The following is a 15,353-nucleotide window of genomic DNA, read 5'->3' as shown; positions in this document are numbered from 1 at the left end:
TTTTTTGGATAAATATGAGTGTTGTAAGAATACCTTACATGTACTTAGAATGTGAAAAAAGCAACTATATCAGATTCGCCAACACACATCATTGATACACAGGAAGGGAGCGTGGATGCATGACTTATCATGGATCTGTATTGAAAAAAAGTGGGGCCTTGTTACTGGCCGGAGCGGTTGTTGCCACAACATGGGGAGGAACGGTTCCCTCAGCGTCAGCTGCAACGGCAACGCCTTCTAGCAAAACTACGGTTGCAGCCGTAACAGCTGGTAAGGTACCTGTCACAGCAGCAGCATTTGTTCAAGCCATGGAAGAAGCGGCTACACTTGCAGGTGTTCCTTTTTCCATGGACAAACTTTCCGGCACAACAGTACAGCGTAAAGATGCTGCTTTAGCTTTGCAAACCTGGCTGAAGCTGGAGTCCACTCCAGAATCGTTCAAGGATGTTCCGGATCAGGCGAGTTTTTCCAGTGCCGTTGGTGCGCTGAACACCGCGGGGTTGATGAAAGGATATACAGACTCCCTCTTCCTTCCTAATGCAGTACTGACCCAAAATGATGTTGCTATATTGAAAGACCGCATTTATAACTACATAAAACCATTTGTTCTGGAGGAAGCGACCATTACGGATCTCCAGGCTGCCATGACGCAAGGAAAGCTGACATCCAAAGAACTCGTGCAGAAGTACCTGGATCGGATTGAAAAATATGATGATCAGGGTGTGAGCATTAACGCAGTTCTGACCTTGAACCCGGATGCTCTCAAAATCGCTGAAACGTTGGATGAAGAACGTGCAGCTCAGGGCCCTCGCGGACCTTTACATGGTATTCCGGTTTTAGTTAAAGATAACTTCGATACCAACGATATGCCTACAACCGCAGGTTGTATCTGTCTGAAAGATTCCGTACCTGCTCACGATGCTGAACAAGTGAAGAAACTCAAAGCAGCAGGGGCTATTATTTTGGGCAAAACCAATCTGCATGAATTCGCATTCGGCATTACCACGTCCAGCTCACTGGGTGGACAAACACTGAATCCTTATGCGCTGGATCACTATCCAGGCGGGTCAAGTGGTGGTACGGGTGCCGCCATTGCCTCAAACTTTGCAGCTGCGGGTATGGGTACTGACACGGGCGGATCAATCCGCATCCCTTCCAGCTTCAACAGCCTTGTCGGTATTCGTCCAACAATCGGACTGTCCAGCCGTGAAGGAATCATCCCTCTTGCATTGACCCAGGATGTCGGTGGTCCTATGGCTCGTACCGTAAGTGATGCTGCAATCATGCTGGATGCTACAGCCGGCTATGACAAAAACGATGTCGCTACAGCTTATGCTGTAGGCAAAATCCCTTCCAGCTATACAGACTTCCTGGATGTAAACGGTCTGAAAGGTGCACGGATCGGTGTGGCCACCGAGCTCATCTCAAGCACCAAAGCTGAGGAAAAAGCCGTCGCTGATGTGATTAACAATGCTGTAGAAGAACTCAAAACGTTGGGAGCTACGACAGTCCCGATCAGCATTCCAAACCTGGCGGAAATCAACAAATACCCAAGCTTGAGTGGATACGAGTTCAAATTCCAACTTAATGACTATCTGGAGTCTCTTGGTGACGAAGCCCCTTATCACAGCTTGTCCGAAATTATTGCTTCCGGACAGTTCGACAAGTCACAAGAACAGTCGATGAAGACTCGCGATGCACGGGAAACGTTGGAGACTGCCGAATATAAGGATATCGTCCTGAAACGTACCCAAATCACGCGTGAGTCCTTGCTGAAAGTTATGGCGGACAATAACCTGGATGCCATCATCTATCCTACGTCCACGCAAGCCGCTGGTGTTATTGGCGAAGGACAAAACTCCGGTGGTAACAACCGCTTGAGTCCATTCTCTGGCTTCCCGGCAATTACCGTACCTGCTGGATTTACAACTGAAGGTCTTCCAGTAGGTATGGAATTCCTGGGCCGCGCCTTTGATGAAGGAACTTTGATCAAGCTGGCTTACAGCTATGAGCAAGGGACTCATCACCGCCAAGCACCTAAGCTCACGCCATAAATCGTTCATCAGGTTAAGCACTCTTTATTGCTACACCAAAAAAGTCCATCCAAATTCATGTAGCCATGAATTTGGATGGACTTTTCACTATTTTGTCCGTTTTGTCCGCTACTGTTCGATAGATTACCTGTTCGTTGTTTTTCTGTATTGCCACTTCAACAGCTCCCAAGCAAAGGCTACATCTTATTGCTGTTGCCAGTCACTAATTGAATAATCCTTCTTGGCCAGTTTTTCTTCCACTAAAAAGTTTTTCGTGCCTTCTAGTAGCTTCAACCCTTCCTCCGTAAACGCCGTATCCTTGATTTCACTGATCGGATTTACCTGCTTCGCCAGTTCAGGTGTAGTGTCCCCAATTTCAGCGAGGAACTGATAATATTCATCTTCATGCTGCTTGAGGTCAGTTAAAGCCTTTTGCCTTGCCTCATTCCATACTTGAGGAAAATCAGGGAATTTAGCGAGGAAATCCTCCGCTACAACTGTAACGCTGCTGCCTAGAAGATCTGGATGCTGTGAAGCATCATCCAGATGCGTATAGCCTTCGGAAATGAGCTTTAGCGCGGGTACACCCAGGTTGGTAGTTGCATCCACATCCCCTCTTGCCAATGCAGCAGTTGCATCCGGAGTTAACATATGAACCAGCTTGTAGTCGGTTACTCCTTCTTCCTGAAGCAGGCCGACCACGTAACGGTGCATGAAGGAACCTTTTTGAATTGCAATTGTTTTGCCTTGCAGCTCCTTAACCGTTTTTGGACCGTCCTTTTTACCAATCAGATAACCCACATTGTTAACCATGGATTGAGTTATCAGCCTGGTCTTCGCTCCGGAAGCATAAGCAATAATGGCTGGCGTATCGCCCAAGCTGCCAAAATCCAGCCGTCCGCTGATCAACGATTCTGTCTGGTCAGGTCCATTGGGGAATCCGGTCAGTTTCACTTCCGTAATACCGTATTTTTTCATTTCCTCTTGAATAATACCTTTATATAGTCCCCACCCCTCGGCACCACCAGGCAAATTCAGCTTGTTTGAGCCAATATAACCATAATTGAGAACGGTAGGTATATCGTCTGACCTTTGACCGCTTGTCGCCTTCGATTGACCTTCATCATTTGAGCCTGTCGCGCTACTGGTATTTCCTGAACCAACGTTATTCCCACAAGCCTGAAGAGTCAGTATTACCATAACAATGCTAACCAGAACCGACAGCCGCAGCCACATTGCAGTTGTCACTCGGGTATTCTTCTCCTTGTATCTGTGTGCCTGTTTCATTGTTGGTTTCCCCCTTGAACATTTGCATCTTCAGAATCCGGCTCTCGCAGAGAGTTGTACCATAAAGTTATGACTTGCTACTGGCTTTCTGCCCTTGCCCCAGCCTACCTTCTCACGATATCCACCTAGAAATCCCTGCTCCTGAAGCTCCTGCTCGGTTATTCCAGTAAGCTTTTCGGAATCAGGTGCAACATACAAGGCATCCACTGGACAATACAGCTCACACATGAAACAGGTCTGACAGTCGTTCTGCCGTGCAATAACGGGTATTCCACCCTCTACTCGATCGAAGACATTGGTTGGACAGACGGCTACACATTGGTTGCACTCTATACACTTGGTCGCACTGATAACTTCAATCACAAGGGAACACTCTCCTTCGCCACTTCCTCGGTTTTCACCCATACCTGATCCAGTCCGCCACTGATCAGCCGATGATGCTGTGCCGTATCGGACTCTTTGTAATCCTCACGTTTGTGCATACCTCTGGATTCCGTGCGAACCAGTGCAGAGTTGTACATCCAACGTGCGGTAGCCGTCATGGCGGCTGCCTCACGAGCCTTCACACCTTCCGGTGTTCGCTGAACCTGTATATTGCGTTGAATGCTCCATAACTCATCAAGACGACCAAGCGCCGAGGACAAACCTTGCTCTGTACGGAACAAGTTCACTTCATAAGGCTTCACCTCAGCCTGCACAGCGGATACATATTCTGCTGTGCGAGCTGCCGTCCCTTGCTTCACTTGCCCTTGCACCAGTGGAGCAGAAGATAAGCCTGACGGATTACGTTTTGCAGCATTGTGCCCGAGCTCCAACACGTACTCTGCCGCGCCCTCCCCGGCGAAAGATCCGGAAGACATCGCCCACGCTGCATTATGGCTGCCACCTCCAGTAAATCCACCACAGATCAACTCGCGTGTAGCTGCATCTCCTGCTGCATAAAGACCCGGTACGCCAGTTCCACAATTTTCATCCGTCACCCGAATACCGCCAGTTCCACGAACTGTCCCCTCCAGACGCAGCGTGATCGGGAACAACTCCTTGAATGGATTAATTCCAAGCCGATCAAACGGCAGGAAAAAGTTCGTTTGCGCTACTCTCAGCAACGGCTGTAGATCTTCCGGCGCCTGATCCAGTCTGGCGTAAACCTGACGTCCAGCCATTAGATGGCGAGCGATGACAGAGCGCCCCTTTTTGGAGCCTGCCCCTTCAACAAGGGTGCCATCTTCATGATAAAAGCTGGCATAATTGTAATAGGCCGTCTTCGTTACGGAAGAGAACGTCGGGCAGATGGCATATGCATTGGAAAACTCCATGCCTGAAAGAGACGCTCCCGCCTCGGCTGCAAACAGGTAACCGTCGCCAGTAAGTACGTTGCAACCCAACGCTTTGCTGAGAAATGCGCATCCTCCAGTAGCAATAACAACAGCCCCTGCATGAATAGTCCATGTTTTCCCACTCTGCGTCTGTACTCCGGCTGCACCTGCTACACCATATTCATCCGCAAGCAACTCCATGGCTGGGCTATGGTCCAATATTTTAACCCCTGCCCTTTTTACCAGCTTACGCATCAGTCGCATATATTCCGGCCCTTGCAGACCACGACGATGCTGCTGGCCTTCTTCATTGATCGGAAAAGGGTACCCTGATACTCCCAGTCGATTCATATTGTCATATGTTCGATTCAGCACCCGATCCATCCAGCGATGCTCGGCCAGTTGACCTCCCATAAAATACCGGCTAGCCTTCGCTTCTTCCCGTAGCTTCTCATCAGGCTTCACATACCACACCCCTGTTCCAGAAGGGGCAGTGGCTCCGCTTGAGCCGCAATATCCCTTGTCAGCCAGTACAACTGAGGCTCCTTTAGCAGCTGCCGCGAGAGCTGCCCATGTACCCGCTGGTCCTCCACCAATAACCAGTACATCTGCCAAAAGGAATAATGAATCTTCTCGTACCGCTTCACTCATGTGCATTGACCTCCCTGAAATGTTCAGCCCTGGTAGCTGTCTCGCCAGAACAGAAATTTACGTTCTATCATACGAAAGAGCGAATCAATCCCCTTGCCGACAATAGCGAAAATGAGAATACCGACAAAAATGATGGCCGTATTGGCATTCTGCTTACCCTCATTGATCAGAAATCCGATTCCAGACTGTGAGCCGATCAATTCCGCCACGACCAATCCAATCCAGGCTACGGCTAACGAGAGCCGGAGCCCCAACAAAATACCCGGCAGTGCTGCTGGAAGAATCAACCTGCGTATTCGCTGATACGGGCTGAAACCGAGTACCTGTGCTACTTCATATAGTTTTTTGTCCACCCCACGAATGGCCATAAAAGTGTTGATGTATAAAGGAAAAAAGGAACCACTCATAATAATGACCACCTTGGATACTTCTCCGAAGCCAAACCACAAAATAATGAGAGGTGCAATCGCCAGATGGGGCATAAGTCGAAGCACCTGTACGCTCGGGTCCAACATATATTCTGCTTGACGAAAGAGTCCGGTTAGGATACCAAAAAACAGTCCGAGTACCCCGCCAATCAGAAATCCCAACCCTGCACGCCCCATACTGACGCCAAGATGATGGATTAGCTCTCCTGTTGCCGCAAGCTCGGTCAATGTGCTGAGGATACTCAGTGGGGTTGGAAGAAATTCAGCCGATAACCACCCTATGCTGCCAGCAATCTGCCATAACGCCAGTGTACCCAGTGGAATCAGCGACCCGATGACCACATCCGACAGCGAGGTTTTCCATGAACGCGATGGTAGCTGTAAACAAGAGATTACTTTAGTCCGTGCAGCAACGATCGGAGCTGTTCCGCTGATATCTCTGGAGTCCAGCGCGCTTTTAGCTGTTTTCATTATGGCTTCCGTTCCCTCGTTCATACTGCATCCCTCCTATCATTTCGAGCTTTGTCATTCATTCTTTAGCCTTTCAATTAACCTGAAATGCTGTCCTTCCATCGCAATAATCGCTGTTCCAGCAGTCGAACCAATGTATCGCTTAACAACCCTGCTGCAGCAAAAATGAATATACCCACGAACACGACAGGTGTATCTGCGAACTGCCGAGCATCCGACATCATATAACCGATGCCTGAGCTGGAAGCAATCATCTCTGCCACGACCAATGCCAGCCAAGAAAGCCCAAGTGACAATCGCACGCCAAGTATAACGTTTGGCACAGCCGCCGGAAGCACAAGGCGGGTAACTTGCTTGATCCGGCTGTAACCCAGCACCCGTGTCACCTCAAACAACTTATTGTCCACCCCACGTATGCCCATAAAAGTTTGAATATATAAAGGAAAGAATGCAGCCTTTGCTATCAACAGCACCTTTGATTCCTCGCCTATACCAAACCAGAGAATGAATAAAGGTACAACCGCAAGGCTTGGAATCATACGAATCATTTGTAACGTAGGGTCCAACAGTTTTTCTGATTTGCGAAACAAACCTACCAGAATACCGAAGAAGAGGCCAAGACCCCCGCCAAGAAAGAATCCCGCCAATGCTCTCACAGCACTAATTTGCAGATTAGCCCACAAATCTCCCGAAACAACCAGAGTCACCAAAGCCACTGCGATTGTATAAGGCGTCGGGAACAGCATTTCCGAAATGATTTCGTAATGCCCCAAAGTTTGCCACAGCATCAACACAATACCCGGCAAAATAAGACCTAATGCAAATTTTACTGTTTTGCCGGTTTTTTTATCGGTCGCTTTGAGCGTTGCCGCTTGTTCTGACATTAGATAATATCCTCCTCCACTCACTTAAACGTATTTATTTTATTGAATTACTCGGATTAATATGTGAAGTGTATCAATCAGGTTAACTTCATTTAAATCCCGGCCCCATCCTTAAGTTCCAACTCTTCCAATTTCTCAAACTCACTTAATACCTTTAACCGAACTTCTTGAAATGAATTCGAAGCTTTCTTTCGAGGATAAGGTAGTTCAATAGGTACGATTTTTCGAATTTGTCCCGGGCGGGGTTCCAAAATCACTACACGCTCACCCAGAAAAACTGCCTCATCAATATCATGGGTTACAAAAATCATCGTTGTCTTGTTGGTGCGCCAAATATCTAGTAGCACCGCCTGCATATGAGCCCGAGTGAATGCATCTAGCGCACCAAACGGTTCATCAAGCAGCAGAATTTGGGGACTTCGGAGCAGCGCTCGCGCAATGGCGACACGCTGGGCCATACCACCCGACAACTCGCGCGGATAGGCTTGTTCAAATCCTTGCAGTTTCACCAGTTCAATTAGTTCATTCACCTTGCGTCTGACTTCCGGGTTACCGAGCGGCAGATCAGAAGCGATGTTCTTCTCTACAGTGAGCCAGGGAAAGAGTCGATGCTCCTGAAAAATAAAGCCCTTATCGATCCCTGGTCCTTTAATTTCGTTCCCATTCAGCGTTACGCTACCAGTATAACCGCGATCCAGTCCCGCTACGATACGCAACAAGGTGCTTTTTCCACAGCCACTTGGCCCTATAATCGTTATGAACTCTCCTTCTTTCACATGTAAATCCACATTATACAAAGCCTGGACCGACCCTCCTGTGGTATCAAACTGCTTGTTTAGTTGAGATATAGCCAATAACGTCTCACCCATTTGAGTCCCCCTCCCAGATGAAAAGTACAAAAAAGAGGTATCCTGCAAATATACCTTTGCAGGATACCTCTGTCTAAACAGTCGGTATATAAAATTATAGTAAAACAAAGTAAATCAATTGGAATTTGTATGATTAAATTATCATCTTTCCTTAAGCCTGTCAATACACAACATAAAATTACCCATAAATACAACTAAAGGATTGAGCTTTATTTTATAGGACTGTCCGGTACACTCCATCTAAGCACAAGCCCTGCGTAGGTCAGGCCGCCTCCAAAACCAAACAGGGCTATTTGATGCCCGTGCTTTAATTTCCCTGCGTCTACTGCAAGCTGTAAAGCGAGCGGAATGGAAGCTGCCGAGGTATTTCCTCGGTACTCCACACTTGTTAAAGTGCGTTCCAATGGGATAGGACCGCGTTCACAAACCGCTTCAATCATTCTTAGATTCGCACTATGGGGTACAAACCAATCGATTTGCTCCGGTTTCATCTCTGCTTTGGCTATAAGCCCACTCAATTGTTCTGGAATCGTGCGTACTGCCCACTTATAGATCTCTCTGCCATTCTGGACAAGGCATCCCTCACCCTGCAGAGGTACGCCATTCATCTCCGAAGATAGACCCGTCTTATAGAGATGAATACCTCCTTCACCACTCGTACCTGAAATGGCTGCCATAAAGTCACCTTTCCCAGCAGCTCTTTCTACCAAAAACGCTCCTGCCCCGTCCCCGAACAATACACATGTCGTACGATCTGTATAATCGGTAATCTTGGACAACGTCTCTGCTCCAATAACCAACACTTTATGATACATACCACTGGTTACCAGACTGTCAGCCAACTGCAATCCATACGTAAATCCTGCACATGCCGCATTCAAATCAAGTACTCCCGTATGTGGAATCTTGAGATTCGCCTGTACTCTGGATGCTGTGCTGGGAAATGAATATTCAGGTGTGCTGGTAGCAACCAAAATCATATCCACATCTTCTACGCTAACATTATAGCGACGCATCATATCTTCTACAGCCTTGGTAGCCAGATCCGATACAAATTGATCATCTGCTGCAATGCGCCGTTCTCTCATCCCTGTACGCTGTACAATCCATTCATCACTTGTGTCGACCAGCTTCTCCAAATCAGCATTACTTAATATTCGATCCGGTACATACGTACCCATTGCGGTAATGGTTGACATTGATTGATTCATACCGGTAGTCACCTCGTTTGTTTTTTTATCATTATAGCACTAAGTATTAGTACTTGGTACTAATTTTAAAAATATTTATTATGATTCTTTTGCCAGTTGTTTACTTTAAGTGATCTCTTCATCCTATTACCCAGAGTCATGCAAGCTATCGCATGCATTTTTGATGAAGAATTGTGGAGATCCTCTGAGTAACATGAAGAATGCCTTAATTAAATGCGTTTTCTATAGACAGTCCATTCCAACAGGAGGAAAATAAACAGATTGCCCTACATTACTAAAGAATTGAGATGATGTATACCTATGAAAAAAGAATTTAATATCCTTGCCGTTTCCGGCAGTCTGCGCAATCAGTCCTCCAATACGTTACTAATGCATGCCATGATTAAGCTGGCTCCTCCTAACCTTAAGTTTGGAGTATATGATGAATTAAACGATCTACCGCATTTTAACCCTGACCTCGATGTCGAGGAAGGTCCAGAGTCCGTGCAAAATTTGAGAGCCCAACTGAAACATTCGGACGGAGTTCTGATCTGCACCCCGGAGTATGGAAATGGAGTTCCTGGGGTCTTAAAAAACGCATTAGATTGGATTGTATCTTCTGGAGAATGGCTTAATAAACCCACCATTGCCATCGCTGCTTCTCCAAGCCCCATGGGCGGTGACAAAGCCCATGCTTCACTATTGCTGACGTTAAACATGATTAATGCCCAAGTCTTACATGAGGCCTCTCTAACCATTCCTCATATTACATTGAAGATGAATAAACAAGGAGTCATCGTTGATTCAGAGACCCAGCATGCATTGGAGAACTCGCTTTTAAGCCTAGGGGATGCATGCAACCAAATGGATAAATAGACAGAGAGTCTGCTTAAATTAAACTGACTATACAGAAATGAACAGCCTAAAAAGATTTAACACATCCACATAAATTAAAATAAAAAAAACAGCCCTGGATTTTCTCCGGGCTGTTACGGTTTATATTAGATACCTCGTATTAAACAAATAAAAACCACCACCGAATAACATCGGCAGTGGTTCTTTGCTTGGCGGCGTCCTACTCTCCCAGGACCCTGCGGTCCAAGTACCATCGGCGCTAGAGGGCTTAACGGTCGTGTTCGGGATGGGTACGTGTGGAACCCCTCCGCCATCGCCACCAAACGCATAGCTTAGCTTACATTCAGAGATCATTCTCTGAAAACTAGATCCGAAACGAAATGTGCGATTTACAACCTGCATATTGGATAAGCCCTCGACCGATTAGTACTGGTCAGCTCCATGCATTGCTGCACTTCCACCCCCAGCCTATCTACCTCGTCGTCTTCAAGGGGTCTTACATACTGGGAAATCTCATCTTGAGGGGGGCTTCACGCTTAGATGCTTTCAGCGCTTATCCCTTCCGTACATAGCTACCCAGCGGTGCTCCTGGCGGAACAACTGGTACACCAGCGGTACGTCCATCCCGGTCCTCTCGTACTAAGGACAGCTCCTCTCAAATTTCCTACGCCCACGACAGATAGGGACCGAACTGTCTCACGACGTTCTGAACCCAGCTCGCGTACCGCTTTAATGGGCGAACAGCCCAACCCTTGGGACCTACTTCAGCCCCAGGATGCGATGAGCCGACATCGAGGTGCCAAACCTCCCCGTCGATGTGGACTCTTGGGGGAGATAAGCCTGTTATCCCCAGGGTAGCTTTTATCCGTTGAGCGATGGCCCTTCCATGCGGTACCACCGGATCACTAAGCCCGACTTTCGTCCCTGCTCGACTTGTAGGTCTCGCAGTCAAGCTCCCTTATGCCTTTGCACTCTTCGAATGATTTCCAACCATTCTGAGGGAACCTTTGGGCGCCTCCGTTACTCTTTAGGAGGCGACCGCCCCAGTCAAACTGCCCACCTGACACTGTCCCCGCACCGGATTACGGTACCAGGTTAGAACCTAGATACGATCAGGGTGGTATCCCAACGGTGCCTCCACGCAAGCTGGCGCTCACGTTTCAAAGGCTCCCACCTATCCTGTACAGATCGTACCCAAATTCAATATCAAGCTGCAGTAAAGCTCCATGGGGTCTTTCCGTCTTGTCGCGGGTAACCTGCATCTTCACAGGTATTAAAATTTCACCGGATCTCTCGTTGAGACAGCGCCCAAGTCGTTACGCCATTCGTGCGGGTCAGAATTTACCTGACAAGGAATTTCGCTACCTTAGGACCGTTATAGTTACGGCCGCCGTTTACTGGGGCTTCGGTTCACAGCTTCGGATTGCTCCTAACCGCTCCCCTTAACCTTCCAGCACCGGGCAGGCGTCAGCCCGTATACTTCGCCTTACGGCTTCGCACAGACCTGTGTTTTTGCTAAACAGTCGCTTGGGCCTTTTCACTGCGGCCCCCTCGTGCTATTCACACTACCGGGGCACCCCTTCTCCCGAAGTTACGGGGTCATTTTGCCGAGTTCCTTAACGAGAGTTCTTCCGCGCGCCTTAGAATTCTCTTCTCGCCTACCTGTGTCGGTTTGCGGTACGGGCACCATCACCTGGCTAGAGGCTTTTCTTGGCAGTGTGAGATCATGACCTTCGCTACTATAATTTTCGCTCCCCATCACAGCCCAGCCTTAACGATGTGCGGATTTGCCTACACATCAGCCTCACTGCTTAGACGGACATCCATCAGTCCGCGTCACTACCCTGCTGCGTCCCCCCATTGCTCATAACGGCTTACGGTGGTACAGGAATTTCGACCTGTTGTCCTTCGACTACGCCTTTCGGCCTCGCCTTAGGTCCCGACTTACCCTGAGCGGACGAGCCTTCCTCAGGAACCCTTAGGCTTTCGGCGGATCAGATTCTCACTGATCTTTTCGTTACTCATACCGGCATTCTCACTTGTATAATGTCCAGCGCTCCTTACGGTACACCTTCAACCCTTATACAACGCTCCCCTACCCCTGATGCAAAGCATCAAGCCATAGCTTCGGTGGTGTGTTTAGCCCCGTTACATTTTCGGCGCAGAGTCACTCGACCAGTGAGCTATTACGCACTCTTTCAATGGTGGCTGCTTCTAAGCCAACATCCTGGTTGTCTGTGCAACTCCACATCCTTTCCCACTTAACACACACTTGGGGACCTTAGCTGATGGTCTGGGCTGTTTCCCTTTTGACAATGGATCTTAGCACTCACTGTCTGACTCCCGGAAGTAAGTCTATGGCATTCGGAGTTTGACTGAGCTTGGTAACCCTTGCGGGCCCCGCACCCAATCAGTGCTCTACCTCCACGACTCTGTTTTCCGAGGCTAGCCCTAAAGCTATTTCGGGGAGAACCAGCTATCTCCGAGTTCGATTGGAATTTCTCCGCTACCCCCACCTCATCCCCGCATTTTTCAACATGCGTGGGTTCGGGCCTCCAGTGCGTGTTACCGCACCTTCACCCTGGACAGGGGTAGATCACCCGGTTTCGGGTCTACGTCCACGTACTAAGTCGCCCTATTCAGACTCGCTTTCGCTGCGGCTCCGGCTCTTCACCTTAACCTTGCACGGGAACGTAACTCGCCGGTTCATTCTACAAAAGGCACGCCATCACCCCTAAAACGGGCTCTGACTTTTTGTAAGCACACGGTTTCAGGTTCTATTTCACTCCCCTTCCGGGGTGCTTTTCACCTTTCCCTCACGGTACTGCTTCACTATCGGTCGCTAGGAAGTATTTAGCCTTGGCAGATGGTCCTGCCGGATTCATACGGGGTTTCACGTGCCCCGCACTACTCGGGATACATCTCGGAGAGAACAGACTTTCAATTACAGGGCTTTTACCTTCTTTGGCGGGCCTTTCCAGACCTCTTCGCTTAACCGGTTCCTTTGTAACTCCATGTGAGACGTCCCACAACCCCAAAGAGCAAGCTCTCTGGTTTGGGCTTCTCCGCGTTCGCTCGCCGCTACTGACGGAATCACTATTGTTTTCTCTTCCTCAAGGTACTTAGATGTTTCAGTTCCCTTGGTATGCCTCTACATAACCTATGTATTCAGTTATGAGTAACTGGAAATTACCCCAGCTGGGTTTCCCCATTCGGACACCCCCGGATCAAAGCTTGCTTACAGCTCCCCGAGGCAGTTTCGTTGTTCGCCACGTCCTTCATCGGCTCCTAGCGCCTAGGCATCCTCCGTGTGCTCTTAGTAGCTTAACCATATCGCTCGTGTTCGAGCTGTCTCTTCCCTTGTTTTGCTTGCGCAAAGCCAAAAGTCGTTCCATTTCGATCACTCGCTCATGCAATCTACCTTATAAACACTTCACTTGTTTACACAAGATCAGCTTAAAGGAATGTTCTAATTCGCAAAATTTCGTTTCGATATCTAGTTTTCAAAGAACAAGCTCCATGCAAAAGCAAGCTGTTTGAGAGTTTGAGCTCTCAAAACTGAGCAACGAGTGAGTAGTTTTGCAGATCTAGTCTGCGTATTTGAATGTTTCCACTCGGGAAACGATTCTCCATAGAAAGGAGGTGATCCAGCCGCACCTTCCGATACGGCTACCTTGTTACGACTTCACCCCAATCATCTATCCCACCTTCGGCGGCTGGCTCCTTGCGGTTACCCCACCGACTTCGGGTGTTATAAACTCTCGTGGTGTGACGGGCGGTGTGTACAAGACCCGGGAACGTATTCACCGCGGCATGCTGATCCGCGATTACTAGCAATTCCGACTTCATGCAGGCGAGTTGCAGCCTGCAATCCGAACTGAGACCGGCTTTTTAGGATTCGTTCCACCTCGCGGCTTCACAGCCCGTTGTACCGGCCATTGTAGTACGTGTGTAGCCCAGGTCATAAGGGGCATGATGATTTGACGTCATCCCCACCTTCCTCCGGTTTGTCACCGGCAGTCACCTTAGAGTGCCCACCCGAAGTGCTGGCAACTAAGATCAAGGGTTGCGCTCGTTGCGGGACTTAACCCAACATCTCACGACACGAGCTGACGACAACCATGCACCACCTGTCTCCTCTGTCCCGAAGGAAAGATACATCTCTGTACCGATCAGAGGGATGTCAAGACCTGGTAAGGTTCTTCGCGTTGCTTCGAATTAAACCACATACTCCACTGCTTGTGCGGGTCCCCGTCAATTCCTTTGAGTTTCAGTCTTGCGACCGTACTCCCCAGGCGGAGTGCTTAATGTGTTAACTTCGGCACCAAGGGTATCGAAACCCCTAACACCTAGCACTCATCGTTTACGGCGTGGACTACCAGGGTATCTAATCCTGTTTGCTCCCCACGCTTTCGCGCCTCAGCGTCAGTTACAGCCCAGAGAGTCGCCTTCGCCACTGGTGTTCCTCCACATATCTACGCATTTCACCGCTACACGTGGAATTCCACTCTCCTCTTCTGCACTCAAGTCACCCAGTTTCCAGTGCGATCCGGGGTTGAGCCCCGGGATTAAACACCAGACTTAAATGACCGCCTGCGCGCGCTTTACGCCCAATAATTCCGGACAACGCTTGCCCCCTACGTATTACCGCGGCTGCTGGCACGTAGTTAGCCGGGGCTTTCTTCTCAGGTACCGTCACCTTGAGAGCAGTTACTCTCCCAAGCGTTCTTCCCTGGCAACAGAGCTTTACGATCCGAAAACCTTCATCACTCACGCGGCATTGCTCCGTCAGGCTTTCGCCCATTGCGGAAGATTCCCTACTGCTGCCTCCCGTAGGAGTCTGGGCCGTGTCTCAGTCCCAGTGTGGCCGATCACCCTCTCAGGTCGGCTACGCATCGTCGCCTTGGTGAGCCGTTACCCCACCAACTAGCTAATGCGCCGCAGGCCCATCCCCAAGTGACAGATTGCTCCGTCTTTCCAGTTCTCTTCAGGAGAAGAAAACAACTATTCGGTATTAGCTACCGTTTCCGGTAGTTGTCCCAAACTTGAGGGCAGGTTGCCTACGTGTTACTCACCCGTCCGCCGCTAACTATCAGAGAAGCAAGCTTCTCTGATAGTCCGCTCGACTTGCATGTATTAGGCATGCCGCCAGCGTTCGTCCTGAGCCAGGATCAAACTCTCCAATAAAGTATTGAAAAGAGCGATAAGCTCATTTTGAAACTGACGAGATTAAAAATCTCATTTGTGCTCCAGTCGATTCAAGCCAAGGCTTGTCTCAAACTTTCGCGTTCATTCTGCAAGCAGAATGTTTACTCACTCGTTGTTCAGTTTTCAAAGATCAAACTTGTTTCACTGCCGGGTGTTGTTCA

At 48.9% G+C, this 15,353-nt stretch carries 9 protein-coding genes and 3 rRNA genes; 2 read left to right on the top strand and 10 right to left on the bottom strand.

What is annotated here, in order from left to right; translation table 11 throughout:
- Positions 1-119 precede the first annotated feature (119 nt).
- Entirely contained in the window at positions 120-2,054 is a 1,935-nt protein-coding gene (locus AC3ITG_RS03770; protein WP_489252841.1) for an amidase family protein, read from the top strand.
- Between the two features lie 183 nt (positions 2,055-2,237).
- On the opposite strand, the gene AC3ITG_RS03765 is transcribed toward AC3ITG_RS03770, so the two are convergent.
- The 7 genes from AC3ITG_RS03765 to AC3ITG_RS03735 form a co-directional block, all read right to left on the bottom strand.
- Positions 2,238-3,320: an ABC transporter substrate-binding protein gene (locus AC3ITG_RS03765; RefSeq protein WP_489252840.1), complete on the bottom strand. Its 1,083-nt coding sequence runs from the start codon at positions 3,318-3,320 to the stop codon at positions 2,238-2,240.
- 30 nt (positions 3,321-3,350) lie between these two features.
- A complete protein-coding gene (locus tag AC3ITG_RS03760; protein ID WP_489252839.1) occupies positions 3,351-3,683 on the bottom strand; it encodes a 4Fe-4S binding protein in 333 nt (110 codons plus the stop codon).
- Positions 3,680-5,287, bottom strand: a complete 1,608-nt coding sequence (locus AC3ITG_RS03755; RefSeq protein ID WP_489252838.1) for an FAD-dependent oxidoreductase — start codon at positions 5,285-5,287, stop codon at positions 3,680-3,682. The genes AC3ITG_RS03760 and AC3ITG_RS03755 overlap by 4 nt, the downstream gene beginning before the upstream one ends.
- Positions 5,288-5,310: 23 nt before the next feature.
- Positions 5,311-6,210, bottom strand: a complete 900-nt coding sequence (locus AC3ITG_RS03750) for an ABC transporter permease (RefSeq protein ID WP_489252837.1) — start codon at positions 6,208-6,210, stop codon at positions 5,311-5,313.
- Between the two features lie 53 nt (positions 6,211-6,263).
- A complete protein-coding gene (locus tag AC3ITG_RS03745; RefSeq protein ID WP_489252836.1) occupies positions 6,264-7,070 on the bottom strand; it encodes an ABC transporter permease in 807 nt (268 codons plus the stop codon).
- A gap of 92 nt (positions 7,071-7,162) precedes the next feature.
- Positions 7,163-7,939, bottom strand: a complete 777-nt coding sequence (locus AC3ITG_RS03740; RefSeq protein ID WP_489252835.1) for an ABC transporter ATP-binding protein — start codon at positions 7,937-7,939, stop codon at positions 7,163-7,165.
- A gap of 209 nt (positions 7,940-8,148) precedes the next feature.
- Entirely contained in the window at positions 8,149-9,150 is a 1,002-nt protein-coding gene (locus AC3ITG_RS03735; protein WP_489252834.1) for a ketoacyl-ACP synthase III, read from the bottom strand.
- A gap of 300 nt (positions 9,151-9,450) precedes the next feature.
- Between AC3ITG_RS03735 and AC3ITG_RS03730 the strand changes: the two genes are divergently transcribed.
- A complete protein-coding gene (locus AC3ITG_RS03730) occupies positions 9,451-10,005 on the top strand; it encodes an NADPH-dependent FMN reductase (RefSeq protein WP_489252833.1) in 555 nt (184 codons plus the stop codon).
- 186 nt (positions 10,006-10,191) lie between these two features.
- Here AC3ITG_RS03730 and rrf read toward each other — a convergent pair.
- The 3 genes from rrf to AC3ITG_RS03715 all read right to left on the bottom strand — a co-directional run bounded on the left by rrf (position 10,192) and on the right by AC3ITG_RS03715 (position 15,171).
- Positions 10,192-10,308: ribosomal RNA gene (gene rrf, locus AC3ITG_RS03725) — 5S ribosomal RNA — on the bottom strand.
- A 79-nt stretch (positions 10,309-10,387) separates the two neighbouring features.
- Positions 10,388-13,314, bottom strand: a 23S ribosomal RNA gene (locus AC3ITG_RS03720).
- 305 nt (positions 13,315-13,619) lie between these two features.
- Positions 13,620-15,171: ribosomal RNA gene (locus AC3ITG_RS03715) — 16S ribosomal RNA — on the bottom strand.
- The 16S, 23S and 5S rRNA genes sit together here, the layout of an rRNA operon.
- Positions 15,172-15,353: the final 182 nt, after the last annotated feature.

The organism is Paenibacillus sp. GL_099_B (genome assembly GCF_057835695.1).
This window is presented reverse-complemented; position numbering and strand designations above follow the sequence as displayed.

Coding starts and splice junctions, on each gene's coding strand:
- AC3ITG_RS03770 (WP_489252841.1), top strand. CDS start 120: ATGACTTATCATGGATCTGTATTGAAAAAAAGTGGGGCCTTGTTACTG.
- AC3ITG_RS03765 (WP_489252840.1), bottom strand. CDS start 3,320: ATGAAACAGGCACACAGATACAAGGAGAAGAATACCCGAGTGACAACT.
- AC3ITG_RS03755 (WP_489252838.1), bottom strand. CDS start 5,287: ATGAGTGAAGCGGTACGAGAAGATTCATTATTCCTTTTGGCAGATGTA.
- AC3ITG_RS03750 (WP_489252837.1), bottom strand. CDS start 6,210: ATGAACGAGGGAACGGAAGCCATAATGAAAACAGCTAAAAGCGCGCTG.
- AC3ITG_RS03745 (WP_489252836.1), bottom strand. CDS start 7,070: ATGTCAGAACAAGCGGCAACGCTCAAAGCGACCGATAAAAAAACCGGC.
- AC3ITG_RS03740 (WP_489252835.1), bottom strand. CDS start 7,939: ATGGGTGAGACGTTATTGGCTATATCTCAACTAAACAAGCAGTTTGAT.
- AC3ITG_RS03735 (WP_489252834.1), bottom strand. CDS start 9,150: ATGAATCAATCAATGTCAACCATTACCGCAATGGGTACGTATGTACCG.
- AC3ITG_RS03730 (WP_489252833.1), top strand. CDS start 9,451: ATGAAAAAAGAATTTAATATCCTTGCCGTTTCCGGCAGTCTGCGCAAT.